The sequence below is a fragment of the Lactococcus sp. UBA7128 genome, from assembly GCF_002492185.1.
In the GTDB taxonomy this organism is placed as follows: Bacteria; Bacillota; Bacilli; order Lactobacillales; family Streptococcaceae; genus Lactococcus; species Lactococcus muris.
On the sequence record NZ_DKXK01000072.1, the window covers coordinates 1 to 16,296 of the forward strand.

Below are 16,296 nucleotides of genomic sequence, written 5' to 3' on the forward strand. Positions count from 1 at the left end.
GCACTTAAATTATAAATTCAAGATCAAAAAATGAGAACCAAGTAGGACTTTAACCGAGTTCAGCTAAAACACAAGGTTGAAAAATGCTGAGCCTCGTGTATAAGAAATGATAAAAATTCCGCCAAGCGGAATATTCTTAACGACTCTTTTGAACAAATTATAGTAAAAATGACTGACACAATTGTGTTCAGTCATTTTTTATCTTTATCAAACGGAGAAAACTTTCTGCCTCAGAAAAAATTCTTATACAGTGACTAAGCATTTTTTCATTTTTGAGACTCCTGTCTCCTCTTTTTATTATAAGATTTGGTTGTAGCTCCGTTCAAAAGCAGAACTCATATCGGCTGTTGCATCGTCAAAGGCTACTTTTTTCTCAAAAGTACCATGTACAATAATTCGATTTATAGCTCCGGGGTCTGCGCAGGTCACCAAAGTAATCTCCGTTTTTCCCGGTCTATCATCAATGACTTCTGAATGTTCAGGTGAGACAACGAATACCTCAGTAATCCGGTATTGGTAGATATTATTCTTATCTGTAACATAGATTACCATACCTTTCTTGGCCCGCTCTAAAGGGGTAAAAAGAAGATTGGTATTGCTCGTAAAACCTGTAACATTATGACTCGCCAGAGCATAATTGCCCTGTCCCATCACTTGGTCTTCTTTCATTGTTCCTGCTCCAAAAGCCAAATTTGCATTGGCTAAGCCTTTGAAAATAGGAAGGTTAATCCCAACCTCAGGAATAGCAATTCCTCCAATCACCGGCATCGCTTGACGATTCATCTGGTCGCGCAAAACCTGCTCAAAACTAATAGATTCTACGCTGTCAAAGTCAAAGGTTGCCTCTGCTTCTTTATTTTCTTTAATCGTTTCTCGTGTCACGTTATTAATCTGATAGTGGCTCGAATTTAAACCGATGAGCCAATTTCGAATAGGTTTATTAAAAACAAGAACTAAACCTACAAGAAAAAGGATCACAATAAGAAAATTGATAAATATCTTTTTCCCACTTTTCTTCTTTTTCGTCATTTACTCTTCCTTCTATTTTAAGTCATCTATCTTGCCCATTTTATAGTTATCATTGGTTAATTCAAATTGATCTTTGAGGCCCTCTGTGATATAAACTTTACTGTCCTTGTCCACAAATACAGCTTGTACATTCTCCAAAGTTTGAACATATTCATAACCTTTTTTGGTGCCAAGAGTATAAATCATCGTAGACAGTCCATCGCCATTACTGGCATCCTCTCCTGAAATCAAAAGGGTGATGCTGGCAATGTCATTATCAAATGGAAAGCCCGTTTTGGGATTTAGAATATGTGAATAACGATGACCTCCGACTTCTAAATAGCGCTCATAAATTCCCGAAGTGTTCACATGTTGATCCCTTGCTTTTAAAATACCCAGCTGTGATTTTTCAGAATCGTTCGGATCTTTGATAGCTATTGTCCAAGGATCACCACCATTGCGCGGGGATTGCCCAATCACATAGATAGAGCTTGATCCTAAGTCGACAATACCTGTCGTTACTCCGTTATTTTTGAGGTACTCAACCATCTTCATCGCAGTATAGCCTTTGGCAATGGAACCTAAATCAAGCTTCGCGCCTTTCTGACTTAAATAAACAGTACTCTTTTGCTCATCAAATTCAAGAAATTGATGGTTAATCAGTGGTAAAACGGCATTTATCTCTGCTTGTTCAGGCTTACGTGCATCAGGAAAGCCAATATTCCAAAGTTTGCTTAGGGGACCAATCGTAATGTCATAACCCATGTTTTTAGCAGAATAGTTATAACCCAGTTTGATCAGCTCATAAATATCCGAATTTACTTTTACTGGTTGGAGACCTGCCTTATCATTAATCTCAGCAATGACTGACCCTGCCTTATCTACAGAAATCCAATCGTCGTATTTTTCAGCAATCTTTAGAGCTTCTTCAACCGCTTTTTCCTTACCCTTATCATAGACAGTAACTTGGATATAAGTTCCCATCGTTGTGGCATCCTTTTTTATCGGCTGCTCTAAAAGATTACGCGCATCCGTATTTGAACTACAAGCTGCCAGTAAAAAGATACTGACAGCTGTCGTCAAGAATATAAATAGTTTTTTCATTTTATTCTTCAGTATTTGGAACTGTATCTGCTTCACTTACTTCTTCGTCTTCTTGTTCAGGTTCAACAAGGGCAAAGGTCATAATTTGTGCTTCATCATCTAAACGCATGATTTTCACTCCTTGAGCTGCACGACCTGTTTGTGAAATATTGTCCACACTTGTACGAATCACTACACCTGTGTCGGTGATAACCATGATATCTTCTTTACCATCAATAGCAGTCAAGCCAGCAAGCTTTCCTGTACGTTCGGTAATATTCATGACTTTAATCCCTTTACCGCCACGTCCTTTCGTTGGGTATTCACTCGCAATTGTCCGTTTACCTAAACCTTTTTCAGAAATAACCAAAACTTCCTGTTCATCATGAACAGTCGCTGTACCAACGACAAAGTCGCCTTCACGCAGGCTGACACCTTTCACACCGGTAGCAGAACGTCCCATATCACGGACAACTGTCTCCTCAAAGCGGACTGAGAACCCATTGTGTGTTCCGATGATAATATTTTCCTCACCCGATGTGAGAAGGACATTAATCAATTCATCGCCTTCACGAAGATTAAGTGCTTTCAGCCCATTCGTACGAATATTCGCAAATTGCTTTGTATTGGTACGTTTAACTAAGCCGTTACGTGTCGTAAAGAACAGATATCTTTCCTCATCTGACTTCACCACATTGATAACAGTCTGAATCCTTTCTCCTTCGTCAAGTTTCAAAAGATTGACAATAGGTAAGCCTTTCGCTGTACGGCCATATTCAGGAATTTCATAGCCCTTCATACGATAAACACGCCCTAAGTTTGTAAAGAAGAGCAAGTTATCATGTGTACTTGTGGAGACCAGATGTTGTACAAAGTCATCATCAGTCATATTCATCCCCTGTACACCACGTCCACCACGTTTTTGCGCCCGGAACTCGTCATTGCTGAGACGTTTGATGTATCCCTTGTTGGAAAGAGTAATCAAGACATCTTCTTCTTCGATAAGGTCTTCATCTTCCAGATTCAACACTTCGCCGACTAAGAGCTCTGTACGGCGCTCATCAGCAAACTTACGCTTAATTTCACCCAGCTCTTCACGAATAATAGCTTTTACACGTTCTGGTTTTGCTAGGATATCTGCCAAATCAGCAATCAAGGCAATAAGCTCTTGATACTCACTTTCAATCTTGTCACGTTCCAAACCTGTCAAACGGCGCAAACGCATATCCAAGATAGCTTGCGATTGCTTATCTGACAATTGGAATTCGTCCATCATCGCTTTTTGAGCAATCGCATCCGTTGCAGATTCGCGGATAATTGTAATCATACGATCAATATTATCCAAGGCAATACGCAAACCTTCTAAGATATGCGCACGGGCCTCTGCACGGGCTTTATCAAAGCGCGTACGACGTTCCACAACTTCGATTTGGTGCTCAATGTAGTCGGTCAAGATTTGTTTCAATGACAGAATCTTTGGCGTCCCTTTTTCGATGGCCAACATATTAAAGCCAAAGGATGTTTGTAACTGTGTAAGTTTGAACAAGTTGTTCAAAATCACGTGAGCAGATGCATCACGACGGACTTCAACAACTAGGCGCACACCTTCACGGCTTGACTCGTCACGGCAGGCTGTAATACCTTCTATGCGTTTTTCTTGTGCCAAACGCACAATATGCTCATGCACTTTTGACTTATTGACCATATAAGGGAACTCAGTGACTACGATACGTTCCTTACCACCAGGTAATTCTTCGATTTCTGTTTTCGCACGAAGTGTAATTGAGCCTTTACCTGTCTCATAAGCACGGCGAATGCCGGATTTGCCCATAACCAGCGCTCCTGTAGGAAAGTCTGGTCCAGGTAACACTTCCATCAAATCACGGGTTGTCGCCTCTGGATTTTCCATCAGTAAGTCAACCGCATCAATTGTTTCGCCTAAGTTATGAGGGGGGATATTTGTCGCCATACCGACGGCAATCCCCGTTGTTCCGTTAACCAAGAGGTTAGGGAAGCGCGCAGGAAGAACTTCTGGCTCACGTTCCGTTCCGTCATAGTTATCAATAAAGTCAACAGTATTTTTGTTGATGTCTCGGAGCATTTCCAAGGCAATTTTGGACATCCGTGCTTCGGTATAACGTTGTGCGGCAGCACCGTCTCCATCCATGGAGCCAAAGTTCCCATGTCCGTCAACCAGCATATGGCGGTAACTCCACCACTGAGCCATACGCACCATTGCCTCATAAATCGAGCTGTCTCCATGTGGGTGATATTTACCCATGACATCCCCGGTAATACGGGCAGATTTTTTATGTGGCTTATCAGGCGTTGTACCAAGCTCGTTCATTCCGTAAAGAATGCGGCGATGAACCGGCTTCAAACCATCGCGTACATCAGGTAGGGCACGAGCCACAATAACTGACATTGCATAGTCACGAAAACTGGTTTTCATCTCCTCAGCAAGATTGACATTTATGATATTTTTATCTTCCATGTTCTCCTCTTTCAATGTATAAACACTGTCTCTATTATACCATAAATTCTCACTGTTCACCCTTGTTTTTAAATCCCTTGTTCACCTCAACAAGAGGAAATTCCTCTTGTATAAGTCCCACACTTTAGCGACTTATTCCTTGTAAAAAAGCATTTCTTATCATCAAAGGAGGCTGAAAAACTTTAGATAATTTTTCTTAAATACAATGGCTTATGTCAGAAAAACAAAATTACGTCTACATGTTGTATAAAAAAGCCGAGAAAAATGAATTTCCCGGCTTTTTTAGCATCCCCTATCATCAAGGACTGCTTTTATTTTATTTTCGCTTCAATAACGCGCGTGATATCTTCAGATAGTGGATGACCATTACTTGCACGTTCTGATAGACTTAAGTCTGTTAATTCTATATCATAAACTTTACCTATATCTGAGGTAACCTCCAAGACTTGGAGCTCATCACTATCTAAAGTTTCGGTTTCTGTGATACTAAAGAGGTCGACTGTTTCTGGAAGTGGCGCTTTATTCGTATTCACAACACTTCCAGCTGCAAATACAGTGTGTTGATTTGCCTTAAGCGGACGTAAAACTTGAAGTCCTCTGTTTGCACGGCTGGTTTCTGGGATCTCGTCCGACTTCACACGTTTAATAAATCCACGCTGTGTCAAAAGATACCAGCTGTCTGTCTGAACAAAAAAGGCCGCTTTTATCATATCCCCCGCTTTGAGGTTCATAGCTTTAACTCCCGCAGCTTTTGCACCAACTACTGGAACTTCGGAAATATTGAAGCGCAGTGCATAGCCATTTTCCGAAATCAACATCACATCCACATCACCCTGTGTAATAGGTTCAACCGTAACAATTCTATCTTTTTCACCTTTCAGTTTGCCATAAACTATTGACTTCGAACGATAAGTCCGCCAAGGTCTAAATGAAGCCAGCTCAATTTGTTTTATTTGTCCAGCAGCTGTCACTACCATATAGTTCAATTTTTCATCAAAATTATCTAAAACCTGCGCAAAGAGAATCTCTTCATTGGTTGCAAAGTTATTCAGTGTTTGCGACAGATGTTCGCCAATATCCTTCCAGCGTACATCTACTAGTTCATGCACTGGACGATAAATCAGATTCCCCAAACTTGTGAAGAGAAGCAAATGCTGCGTTGTACGTGCCCCTTCCTTGACGAAAATCAGCGCATCATCCTCACGTTTTCCTACTTCTTCAACATTTGACGATGCAAAACTACGCGGTGAGGTACGTTTAACATAACCGCCACGTGTTACAGAAACAACGGTTTCTTCTTCGGCAATCAACTGCTGTGCCTCAATCTCAATCGTTTCTACTGTATCTTGCAGTTCAGAGCGTCTTTCCTTTCCGAACTTCTTTTTCACCTCACGCAACTCACGCTTCATCAAGTTGAATAACGTACGCTCATCGTTGATAATGGCACGCAGTTCTAAAATTTTACTTTCTAGCTCTGACTGTTCATTTTCCAAAGTCACAATATCTGTATTGGTCAAACGATAAAGTTGCAAAGTTACTATCGCTTCTGCCTGTTCTTCACTGAAATCATAGCTCACTTTCAGGTTTTCCTTAGCATCTGATTTATTTTCAGAAGCACGGATTAAAGCAACGACTTCATCCAAGATAGAAACCATGCGGATCAAACCTTCTACCAGATGCAAACGTTTTTCAGCCTTACTCAAGTCAAATTTTGAACGTTTAACGATAACATCCTGACGATGGGCAATGTAAGAGCGCAAAACAGGGAGAACACCGACTTGACGTGGCGTCATGTTATCAATTGCAACCATATTAAAATTATAATTGATTTGCAAGTCTGTGTTTTTATAGAGGTAGTTAAGCACCAGCTGACTGTTGGCTTCTTTTTTAAGCTCGATTGCAATACGTAAACCTTCACGGTCGGACTCGTCACGCACTTCGGAAATACCAGGTACTTTGGCATTTACTCGCACATCATCAATACGTTTGACTAATGTCGCCTTGTTAATCTCATAAGGAATTTCAGTAACAACAAGTTGTTCACGTCCGCCTTTAAGTTTCTCCACGTCCACCTTTGAACGTACAACGATGCGTCCCTTACCTGTTTCATAAGCTTTCTTGATTTCACTACGGCCTTGGATGATAGCCCCTGTAGGAAAGTCTGGTCCGGGCATAAGAGTCATGATTTTCTCAACATCAGCTTTAGGATGATCAATCATGTAGATTGTCGCATCAATAACTTCTGCAAGATTATGTGGCGGAATATCTGTCGCATACCCCGCGGAAATACCTGTTGAGCCATTCACCAATAAGTTAGGAAAACTTGCGGGCAGTACAGTTGGCTCTTTTTCCGTGTCGTCAAAGTTCCACGCATGAGCAACGGTATCTTTCTCAATATCTTTTAACAAATACGAAGAAATTTCTGATAAACGTGCTTCTGTATAACGCATAGCAGCCGGTGGATCACCGTCCATCGACCCATTATTCCCGTGCATTTCAATCAAGGGCTCCAGCATTTTCCAATCTTGTGACAAGCGAATCATCGCATCATAAATTGAGCTGTCACCATGTGGGTGAAAGTTACCCATGACATTACCGACAGACTTGGCAGACTTACGATAAGCTTTATCAAAAGTATTGCCATCCTTATTCATCGAATACAGGATACGACGTTGAACAGGTTTTAAACCGTCGCGAATATCAGGCAGGGCACGTTCCTGAATAATGTATTTTGAATAGCGCCCAAAGCGCTCGCCCATAATATCCTCTAAAGGTAGAGTTTGTATATTAGACATAAATCCTCCGACATTTATCTCATCTATCTAAATTTTCGAAATGCTTTTTTAAGAGGGGAAATCTTTTAAATCCAAGATCATCTCAACATGTTTAATGCCGTCTTCTAAAAATGGTTCAGAGTCTTCAATAAACCCGAAGGAAGCATAAAATTTCCGGAGATAGTACTGTGCTTCAATACGCACTGCTGGTTCTCGCCAAGCATGAGCAAGAAAATCAAGTGCCTGTTCCAGCATTTTCCGAGCAGTTCCCTTGCCACGCTGACTTTCCCTAACCAGAACACGACCGATGGAAGCTTCAGAATAAGAAAGACCAGCTGGTAAAATTCGACAATAAGCCTGAATTTCTCCTGATATATCTTCTAACCACAGGTGTAAAGCTTTTTGATCTTTCCCATCAATATCTTGATAAGCACATTCTTGCTCAAGAACAAAAACCTCCGAACGTGCTTCTAAAATTTTATAAAGTTCTGATCTTGTGAGTTCCTCAAAATTTTTAATTTTCCAGCCCATACGTTTATTCCTCTTTGCTTATTTCATTTATAAAGTTTGCCTTCTGCATCTCTTTTAAAAAATCAGAATGGATGGTTACTTTCTCGTTGTTGTAGAGTGTAACGGTTAGACTATACCCCGTAGAATAAGCCGCTGTAACTGCCAAACCGGTCACTTCAAACTTTTGCCAGTTTCGCGCCTTATCTCTACGGTAATACACCAGCTCTTTAGTGATGGGCAAGCTTAACTTTCGCCGCACTTCTTCCGTTACTGCTGTGTCAGCCCCACCAAACAAATCCATTTGTAAACTTTCAGTCGATATAGCTTGCGGTTGAGGCGGACGTGACAAGTTCTGCAAGTATTGGTACAGCTTTGCCGTTATAAGACAGTCATTAAGTGCATCGTGGCTACGTAAATCGATGCCCAAAACATCCTTAAAGGTTTCTAGCTTGTAGTTGGGCATCTGTACCAATTTTTTTGCTTCTGAAAGCGTATCATAAACTTGAAAATGTGGTGCATTTTCTATCTCACAATCTACAATAGCTTGATAAAGGAAGCTGACATCGAAAGGCGCATTGTGGGCAACCATAAGACTATCCCTAGAAAAAGCAAGAAAATCTGGCAAAACCTCTGAAAGAACCGGTTGTTCTACCAAGGCTGCTGGCCAAATTCCGGTCAATTTTGAAATTTTAGTTGGAGGATAAGAACGTGTGGGCTTAATCAACTGATTAAATCGACCGACTTCTTGGTGCATATCATCGTACTTCACAGCACCAATCTGGATAATTTCATTTTTTTGAGGGCTGAAACCTGTCGTTTCAAAATCAAACACAACATAATGCTGTCCCATTTCATTTCCTCCCTAACTTAGACTTAGAGCCGTTTGCTTAGCTTAAAAGACCGTGTTTTCTTCGAGTGTAAACTTCACATTGTTTTCAATCCACTTACGACGTGGTTCAACCTTATCTCCCATTAAGACAGAAACACGTTTTTCTGCCTGAGCCGCATCATCTATGGTTACTTGAATCAATGTACGCGTTTCTGGGTTCATGGTTGTTTCCCAAAGCTGCTCTGCATTCATCTCACCCAGACCTTTATAGCGTTGAAGAGTAGCTCCCTTGCCAAAATCTTGACGAAGTTTTTCTAACTCTGCATCCGTCCAAGCATAGGCAATCTTTTCTTTTTTGCCCTTTCCTTGACTCATTTTATAAAGAGGTGGTAAGGCAATATAAACGTGACCATTTTCGAGAAGGGGCTTCATATAACGATAGAAAAAGGTAAGAAGTAAAGTCTGAATATGAGCACCGTCTGTATCTGCATCGGTCATAATAATCACTTTATCATAGTTCCGATCTTCAAGGGTAAAGTCTGCACCAACACCAGCACCGATGGTATAAATCATTGTGTTGATTTCCTCATTTTTGAGGATGTCCTGCATTTTAGCTTTTTCCGTATTGATGACTTTCCCACGCAAAGGAAGAATCGCTTGGAATTTACGGTCTCGTCCTTGTTTTGCTGAGCCTCCAGCAGAGTCTCCTTCGACAAGGTACAATTCATTTTTATTAGGATTTTTCGTTTGTGCTGGCGTTAGTTTTCCTGAAAGAAGGCCTTTATCTTTTTTACTTTTCTTTCCTGTTCTTGACTCTTCCCGTGCTTTACGCGCAGCTTCACGCGCCTCGCGTGCTTTAATTGCTTTTCGAATTAATTTCTGTGCCAGCTCACCATTTTCCAAAAGGTAAAAGGTCAGTTTTTCAGAAACGAGCGCATCAACTGCTGGACGGGCTAAAGGAGAACCTAGTTTGTCCTTGGTTTGTCCTTCAAACTGCAGATATTCTTCTGGAACAAGGATAGATAAGACCCCTGTCAAGCCTTCACGATAGTCAGAACCTTCCAAGTTCTTATCCTTATCTTTAAGCAGTCCTGTCTTTCTTGCATACTCATTCATGACCTTAGTTAAGGCTGTCTTTAGTCCTGCCTCATGTGTCCCTCCATCTTTTGTACGCACGTTATTTACAAAAGAAAGAATGTTTTCAGAGTAGCCGTCGTTATATTGTAAAGCTACTTCCACTTGAAATGCATCCTGATCCCCTGAAAAATAAAGGACAGGTGTTAAAGTATCCTTGTCTTCATTGAGATAACTTACGAAGTCCTGAACACCATTTTCGTAGTGAAATTCATCCTTAACCTCTTCATTTCCACGATTGTCTGTAAGTGAAAGCGTAACGTCTTTAAGTAGAAATGCGGATTCATTCAAACGTTCGAATATTGTTTGATATTTAAATTCAATTGTTGAAAAAATTGTTGCATCAGGCATGAAAGTAACTTTTGTACCTGTTTTGGACTTAGGGGCCTTTCCAACTTTTTCCAAGGTCGTTACAGGATGTCCGCCATTTTCAAAACGCTGACGATAAACGCTACCATCGCGGGTAATTTCTACTTCAAGCCAGCTTGACAAGGCGTTTACAACTGATGACCCTACACCATGTAGGCCTCCAGATGTTTTATAACCGCCTTGCCCAAACTTTCCACCAGCATGAAGTACTGTGAAAATAACTTCGACAGTTGGCTTTCCCGTAACGTGTGTCCCCACTGGCATACCCCGCCCTTCATCTTCTACTGTTACGGAACCGTCTTTATTTAAAGTTACAGCAATTTTTGTCCCAAAACCAGAAAGTGCTTCATCGACTGCATTATCAACAATTTCCCAAATCAAGTGATGCAATCCAGTCGAGTCCGTTGAGCCAATATACATCCCAGGACGCTTTCTTACAGCATCAAGACCCTCTAAAACCTGAATCGCACTGTCATCATAATTATTTATATCTATCATTCATTATTCTCCATTTAAGCCAACTTTAACTGGCAGAAATATTCATCTTTCCTATTCTACATTCTTAAGGAGCCTTTGTCAAAGGTCTTTATCATTTGAAGGATCGTTTTTCATTCCTCCACTTCTACAAAAAGAAAAGGTTTTTCTTCATAAAATATCAAAATTCATCAACTTTTATGTTATAATTGTGGAGCTATTATAAACATAAAAGAAAGATGATATGACTACAATAATTTTATGCCTCCTCGCTTATCTTATAGGAGCAATTCCTACCGGGCTTTGGATTGGGAAAGTTTTCTATAAAAAAGACCTGCACGAACACGGGTCTGGAAATACGGGTACAACAAACACTTTCCGCATACTGGGGAAAAAAGCAGGTATCATCGTTTTTATCTTTGACTTGCTTAAAGGAACTTTAGCAACACTTTTACCTCTTATATTTCATGTCCATGGTGTTTCTCCCCTCATTTTTGGATTACTTGCCGTTGTAGGGCACACCGTTTCCATCTTTGACAAGTTTAAAGGCGGGAAAGCTGTTGCCACTTCTGCTGGTGTTGTTTTGGGCTTTAACCCTTTTTTCCTCCTATATTTAGCTGTGATTTTCTTCTTGGTTCTCTATCTCTTTAGCATGATTAGCTTGTCTTCCATTGCAGGAGCCATAGCTGCTCTGCTTGGCGTCCTTATTTTCCCCCACTTTCACTTTATCCTCCCAAACTATGATCCCCTCTTCTCACTGATTATTATGGTTTTAGCTTTAATTATCATCATCCGTCATAAAAGCAATATCCAAAGAATAAAAAACAAGGAAGAATCTCTGGTTCCGTTTGGCCTTAACCTCAGCAAACAACACAATATATAGTATTTTACATAATTCGCACACACAATATCTAGTATCGATAACTTGACTAGGTATTTTTTTTATACTAAAATAAACACATAAACAAAGAAATTTTTTTAGAAAAAATTGGAGAAATAAATTATGGTTACTGTCTACTCAAAAAACAATTGTATGCAATGCAAAATGGTAAAAAAATGGCTCACTGAGCACACTGTTAATTTTGAAGAAATCAACATTGATGAAAAACCAGAATTTGTTCAAACGGTTCTCGATATGGGCTACCGTGCAGCTCCTGTTATCGTCAAGGGAGAGGTTTCTTTCTCTGGCTTTAATCCTAGTGAATTGGCAAAATTGGCATGAAATTAGTATATTTTAGCATAACCGGTCAAACGCGCCGCTTTGCAAACAAAACCCGTCTAGAACATGAGGAGATTTTACCTCAAAATCCGGAATTTGAAGTAAATGAAGACTTCCTATTAGTCGTACCTAGCTATGCAGACGAAACACCTGGTGCTGAAAGAAGTATGGACATCATGGATCCTGTCTTTGAATTCATGGCCTACGCCGATAATGCCCAGCACTGCAAGGGAATTGTTGGTACCGGAAACCGTAACTTTGCTTTCCTCTACATCTTTACTGCAAAACAGTTGTCTGCCCAATTCAAAATTCCTATCGTCTACGATTTTGAGTTTAATGGCACACCGGCAGATGTTGCTGCTGTTGAAGAAATCGCTGCCCGGCTCGATTCTGGCGCAGCTATCAGTCTTAAATAGTTAGACTGTACAAAAAATAAATTATTAATATGCGGTCTTAAGACCCGGAGAAATATATGTCACTTAAAAATCTTGAAGATGTTACGTACTTTACGCTTAACAATCAAATCAATATACCTGTTAATGGCTCTATTCCTTTAGCAAAAGACAAGGAAGCTATCTCTGCTTTCTTCAAGGAAAACGTCAAACCAAACAGTTTCAAAAAAGATACTTACGCTGAAAAAATTGCGGCGCTTCTAGAAGAAGACTATCTGGAAGAAGACTTTATTAACAAGTATGAGATGAGCTTCATCGAACAACTTCACCAAGAATTGGTAGATTTTGGTTTTCGTTTTGATAGTTTTATGGCTGCCTATAAGTTCTACAATCAATATGCCATGAAGAACAATGAAGGCACGCTTTATCTCGAAGACTTTGAAGATCGTGTCCTGATGAACGCCCTCTATATGGCAGACGGAGATAAAAAGTTAGCACGTAATCTGGCATTTGCCATGCTTAACCGTCGCTATCAACCAGCTACGCCAACCTTCCTCAATGCAGGGCGTAAGCGCCGTGGTGAATTCGTCAGCTGTTTCCTTTTACAACTGACTGATGATATGAACTCGATTGGTCGTACCATCAACTCTGCCCTCCAACTTTCAAAAAATGGGGGTGGTGTTGGTCTTAATCTGAGCAACCTGCGTGGTGCTGGAGCTCCTATCAAGGGGTATGACGGTGTTGCAGCTGGTGTAGTTCCAGTTATGAAGCTTTTTGAAGATAGCTTCTCTTATGCTAACCAGCTTGGGCAACGTCAAGGCGCTGGTGTTGTTTATCTTTCGGTCTTCCACCCAGATATTATGGAATTTCTCTCTACAAAGAAAGAAAATGCGGATGAAAAGATCCGTGTGAAAACTTTGTCTCTCGGTGTAACCGTTCCAGATAAGTTCTACGAATTAGCCGCTAAAGGCGAAGACATGTATCTTTTTGAACCTTACTTCGTAGAAAAAGAATACGGTATGCCTTTTGCACATGTTGATATCACGGCTGAATACGACAACATGCTTGCTAATGATAATATTCGTAAAGTCAAAATCAGTGCACGCGAGCTAGAACAAGAGCTTTCTAAACTGCAACAAGAGTCAGGCTACCCTTACATCGTCAACATTGACACAGTAAACAAAGCAAACCCTGTAGACGGCGTTATCTCGATGAGTAATCTTTGTTCTGAAATTCTTCAAGTTCAAACTCCTTCTGTCTTGAATGATGACCAGACTTACGCAAAACTTGGTACTGACGTTGCTTGTAACTTAGGGTCAACAAATGTCATGAACATGATGACTTCTGGTGCAGACTTTGGCAGCTCGATCGAGTCAATGGTCCGCGCCCTAACTTTTATCTCGGAAACATCAAATCTTAACGCTGTACCTACAGTCCGTAAAGGTAATGATGAGATGCGTGCTATCGGTCTTGGCGCTATGGGGCTTCACTCCTTCCTTGCGAAAAATCATATTCACTATGACAGCAAGGCAGCTGTGGAGTTCACAAGTGTCTATTTCATGCTGCTGAACTACTATACCTTAGTCGCTTCAAACGTTCTTGCAATGGAACGTCAAGAAAGCTTCAAAGATTTTGAAAAATCTGCCTATGCAGACGGCTCTTACTTTGATAAATACCTTGAACACGATTACTTTGCAGCCGTATCGGAGGACATCCAAGCGCTCTTTGCTGATATCCCCGTACCTGGTCCTGCTGAATGGGCAGCCTTGAAAGAAAAGGTTATGCAAAATGGCCTTTATAATTCTTACCGAATGGCTGTTGCACCAAATGGTTCTATCTCTTACATCAATGATTGCTCTTCTTCTATTCACCCTATCGTCAATCGCATTGAAGAACGTCAAGAAAAGAAAGTCGGTAAGATTTACTACCCTGCGGCTGGCCTTTCAACAGATACCATTCCTTACTACAAATCAGCCTATGATACAGACATGCGTGCCGTGATTGATGTTTACGCTGCTGCAACTGAACATGTTGACCAAGGACTGTCTATGACCCTCTTCATGCGTTCAACCTTGCCGGAAGGTCTTTACGAGTGGAAAATTACGAACAACAAAATGACAACACGTGATTTGAGTATCTTGCGTAACTATGCCTACAACAAAGGAATCAAAACAATCTATTACGTCCGTACATTTACTGACGATGAAGCCGAAGTTGGCGCAAATCAATGTGAAAGCTGTGTTGTTTAAAAAAAGGAAGTACTATGTCTGAACAAAATAACCAAAAAGTCCCTACTTACTATGCAGCCATCAACTGGAATGCAATCGAGGACTCTATTGATAAATATACTTGGGAAAAACTGACCAGCCAGTTTTGGTTGGACACACGTGTCCCTGTTTCTAACGACCTTGATGATTGGCGCAAGCTACCGCAGGTTGAACGTGATACCTTTGCCAAAGCCTTCGCTGGATTGACTCTCTTGGATACTTTACAGTCTGTTGATGGAGCTGAGGTGCTTAAGCATGATGCACGCACCCCTCAAGAAATCGCGTGTTTCAACAATATTCAGTTTATGGAGTCCGTACATGCCAAGTCATACTCCACAATCTTCAGTACTTTAAATACAAAGTCAGAGATTGAAGAACTCTTTGACTGGGTCGATACGAATGTCTATATGCAAAAGAAAGCCAAAATTATCAATGACATCTACCAAAACGGCAGTGCGCTTCAAAAAAAGGTGGCCAGCGTTTTCCTTGAAACCTGCCTCTTCTACTCTGGTTTCTTTACGCCCCTTTGGTATCTGGGCAATAACAAGATGATTAACTCTGCAGAAATCATCAAACTCATCATTCGTGATGAAAGTGTCCACGGGACATACATTGGCTACAAGTTTCAACTGGGCTTCAACGAGCTGCCAGAAGAAGAACAAAGCGAACTTCGCGACTGGATGTATAACTTGCTTTACGAACTTTATGAAAACGAAGAAGCTTATACACACCTGCTCTATGATGAGATTGGTTGGACAGACGAAGTCTTGAAGTTCCTCCGTTACAATGCCAATAAAGCACTGATGAACTTAGGCCAAGACCCCCTCTTCCCAGATACAGCAGCTGATGTCAACTCTGTTGTGATGAACGGTATCTCTACATCTTCATCAAACCATGACTTCTTCAGTCAAGTCGGAAACTCTTACTTATTAGGCGAAGTTGAGCCTATGTCGGATGAGGACTACACCATTGGTATGAAGTAAAGGAAAAAAGTCAGAGACAAAGATAGAACATGTACTCACTCTGGTCTAAATACAAAAATAAAAACGCTCAACCTTGCTATTCACACGCAAGTTAAGCGTTTTTTTCGTTTATGGAACTTTTTTGCTTCCCTAGTTGGATTGATTGACGATAAGGGCAGGGCGGACACCTCTAGCTACTGTTGAGTAGTTCATGCTACCACTGCCATGTAAGCCGCCACCATACGGATTAGATTCACTTTCAGCAAACACACGCCAAGCACCGTTACCGCCAGCAGCTCCAGGAGTCCGAGTCCACCAACCATTATTTTCGCCAGCATTTCCTGCTACCCGTTCCGCACGACTCGGGAAAGCGCGTCCTGGTCCGGATAAACGAACCACATCTGCTAGAGAAAGTGCAAAGGCACGCGGGCTACCGCCTGAATTAACTTCCGTAATATCTGCTGCTGCATCAGGGAACTCCCCGAGATTGACAGGTAGCCATCGCCAATTTCCAGGAGCATAACCCCCGCCTGGTCTCCAATGTAATTCTCCCTCCGCAAGATTTCCTGTATTAAAAGCATCTGATACAGGCTGAACCATAGCTTGAACTGTTGGATTAAGAGCTCCATACCAGTCGTTAAGCGCATTATTTTGACCGTTAAAGGTTGTATTTGGAATCATCTCATTCCGAATAATCATATGGTTATTCCCCATATTTTCAAGGTAGAGATACTGCTCATTAGCCATGGTGAAGATAGTCCCCGGTGCCATGATACTAAAG

Annotated in this window: 12 protein-coding genes and 1 pseudogene; 5 read left to right on the top strand and 8 right to left on the bottom strand. The window is 41.0% G+C overall.

Going from position 1 to position 16,296, the window contains the following annotated elements; all coding sequences use genetic code 11:
- Positions 1–297: 297 nt before the first annotated feature.
- From B4H39_RS07670 to parE, 7 genes are all read right to left on the bottom strand, one after another.
- Positions 298–1,029 (bottom strand): class A sortase, encoded by a 732-nt coding sequence (locus B4H39_RS07670; RefSeq protein WP_251422295.1) that lies wholly within the window; start codon positions 1,027–1,029, stop codon positions 298–300.
- Between the two features lie 12 nt (positions 1,030–1,041).
- Positions 1,042–2,112, bottom strand: coding sequence for an FAD:protein FMN transferase (locus B4H39_RS07675; RefSeq protein WP_251422291.1), 1,071 nt, complete (start codon positions 2,110–2,112; stop codon positions 1,042–1,044).
- A 1-nt stretch (position 2,113) separates the two neighbouring features.
- A complete protein-coding gene (gene gyrA, locus B4H39_RS07680) occupies positions 2,114–4,585 on the bottom strand; it encodes a DNA gyrase subunit A (RefSeq protein WP_251422288.1) in 2,472 nt (823 codons plus the stop codon).
- Between the two features lie 311 nt (positions 4,586–4,896).
- On the bottom strand, positions 4,897–7,380 hold the full coding sequence (gene parC, locus B4H39_RS07685; protein WP_251422284.1) for a DNA topoisomerase IV subunit A: 2,484 nt from the start codon (positions 7,378–7,380) through the stop codon (positions 4,897–4,899).
- 48 nt (positions 7,381–7,428) lie between these two features.
- Entirely contained in the window at positions 7,429–7,890 is a 462-nt protein-coding gene (locus B4H39_RS07690; RefSeq protein WP_251422281.1) for a GNAT family N-acetyltransferase, read from the bottom strand.
- Positions 7,891–7,894: 4 nt separating this feature from the next.
- Positions 7,895–8,719: a 3'-5' exonuclease gene (locus tag B4H39_RS07695; RefSeq protein ID WP_286927557.1), complete on the bottom strand. Its 825-nt coding sequence runs from the start codon at positions 8,717–8,719 to the stop codon at positions 7,895–7,897.
- Between the two features lie 42 nt (positions 8,720–8,761).
- Positions 8,762–10,699, bottom strand: coding sequence for a DNA topoisomerase IV subunit B (gene parE, locus B4H39_RS07700; protein ID WP_251422275.1), 1,938 nt, complete (start codon positions 10,697–10,699; stop codon positions 8,762–8,764).
- A gap of 220 nt (positions 10,700–10,919) precedes the next feature.
- On the opposite strand from parE, the gene plsY reads away from it, so the two are divergent.
- The 5 genes from plsY (at position 10,920) to nrdF (ending at position 15,536) form a co-directional block, all read left to right on the top strand.
- Complete coding sequence (gene plsY / locus B4H39_RS07705) at positions 10,920–11,558, top strand: glycerol-3-phosphate 1-O-acyltransferase PlsY (protein WP_202231343.1); 639 nt, start codon at positions 10,920–10,922, stop codon at positions 11,556–11,558.
- A gap of 120 nt (positions 11,559–11,678) precedes the next feature.
- A complete protein-coding gene (gene nrdH / locus B4H39_RS07710; RefSeq protein ID WP_202231342.1) occupies positions 11,679–11,897 on the top strand; it encodes a glutaredoxin-like protein NrdH in 219 nt (72 codons plus the stop codon).
- A complete protein-coding gene (nrdI, locus tag B4H39_RS07715; RefSeq protein ID WP_251422268.1) occupies positions 11,894–12,310 on the top strand; it encodes a class Ib ribonucleoside-diphosphate reductase assembly flavoprotein NrdI in 417 nt (138 codons plus the stop codon). The genes nrdH and nrdI overlap by 4 nt, the downstream gene beginning before the upstream one ends.
- Positions 12,311–12,366: 56 nt before the next feature.
- The gene (nrdE, locus tag B4H39_RS07720) at positions 12,367–14,535 is read left to right on the top strand and encodes a class 1b ribonucleoside-diphosphate reductase subunit alpha (RefSeq protein WP_251422265.1); all 2,169 of its coding nucleotides are present in this window, start codon (positions 12,367–12,369) and stop codon (positions 14,533–14,535) included.
- A 14-nt stretch (positions 14,536–14,549) separates the two neighbouring features.
- A complete protein-coding gene (gene nrdF / locus B4H39_RS07725) occupies positions 14,550–15,536 on the top strand; it encodes a class 1b ribonucleoside-diphosphate reductase subunit beta (protein WP_202231339.1) in 987 nt (328 codons plus the stop codon).
- Between the two features lie 129 nt (positions 15,537–15,665).
- Here nrdF and B4H39_RS07730 read toward each other — a convergent pair.
- Positions 15,666–16,296: pseudogene (locus B4H39_RS07730) on the bottom strand (hypothetical protein); the annotation flags it as partial.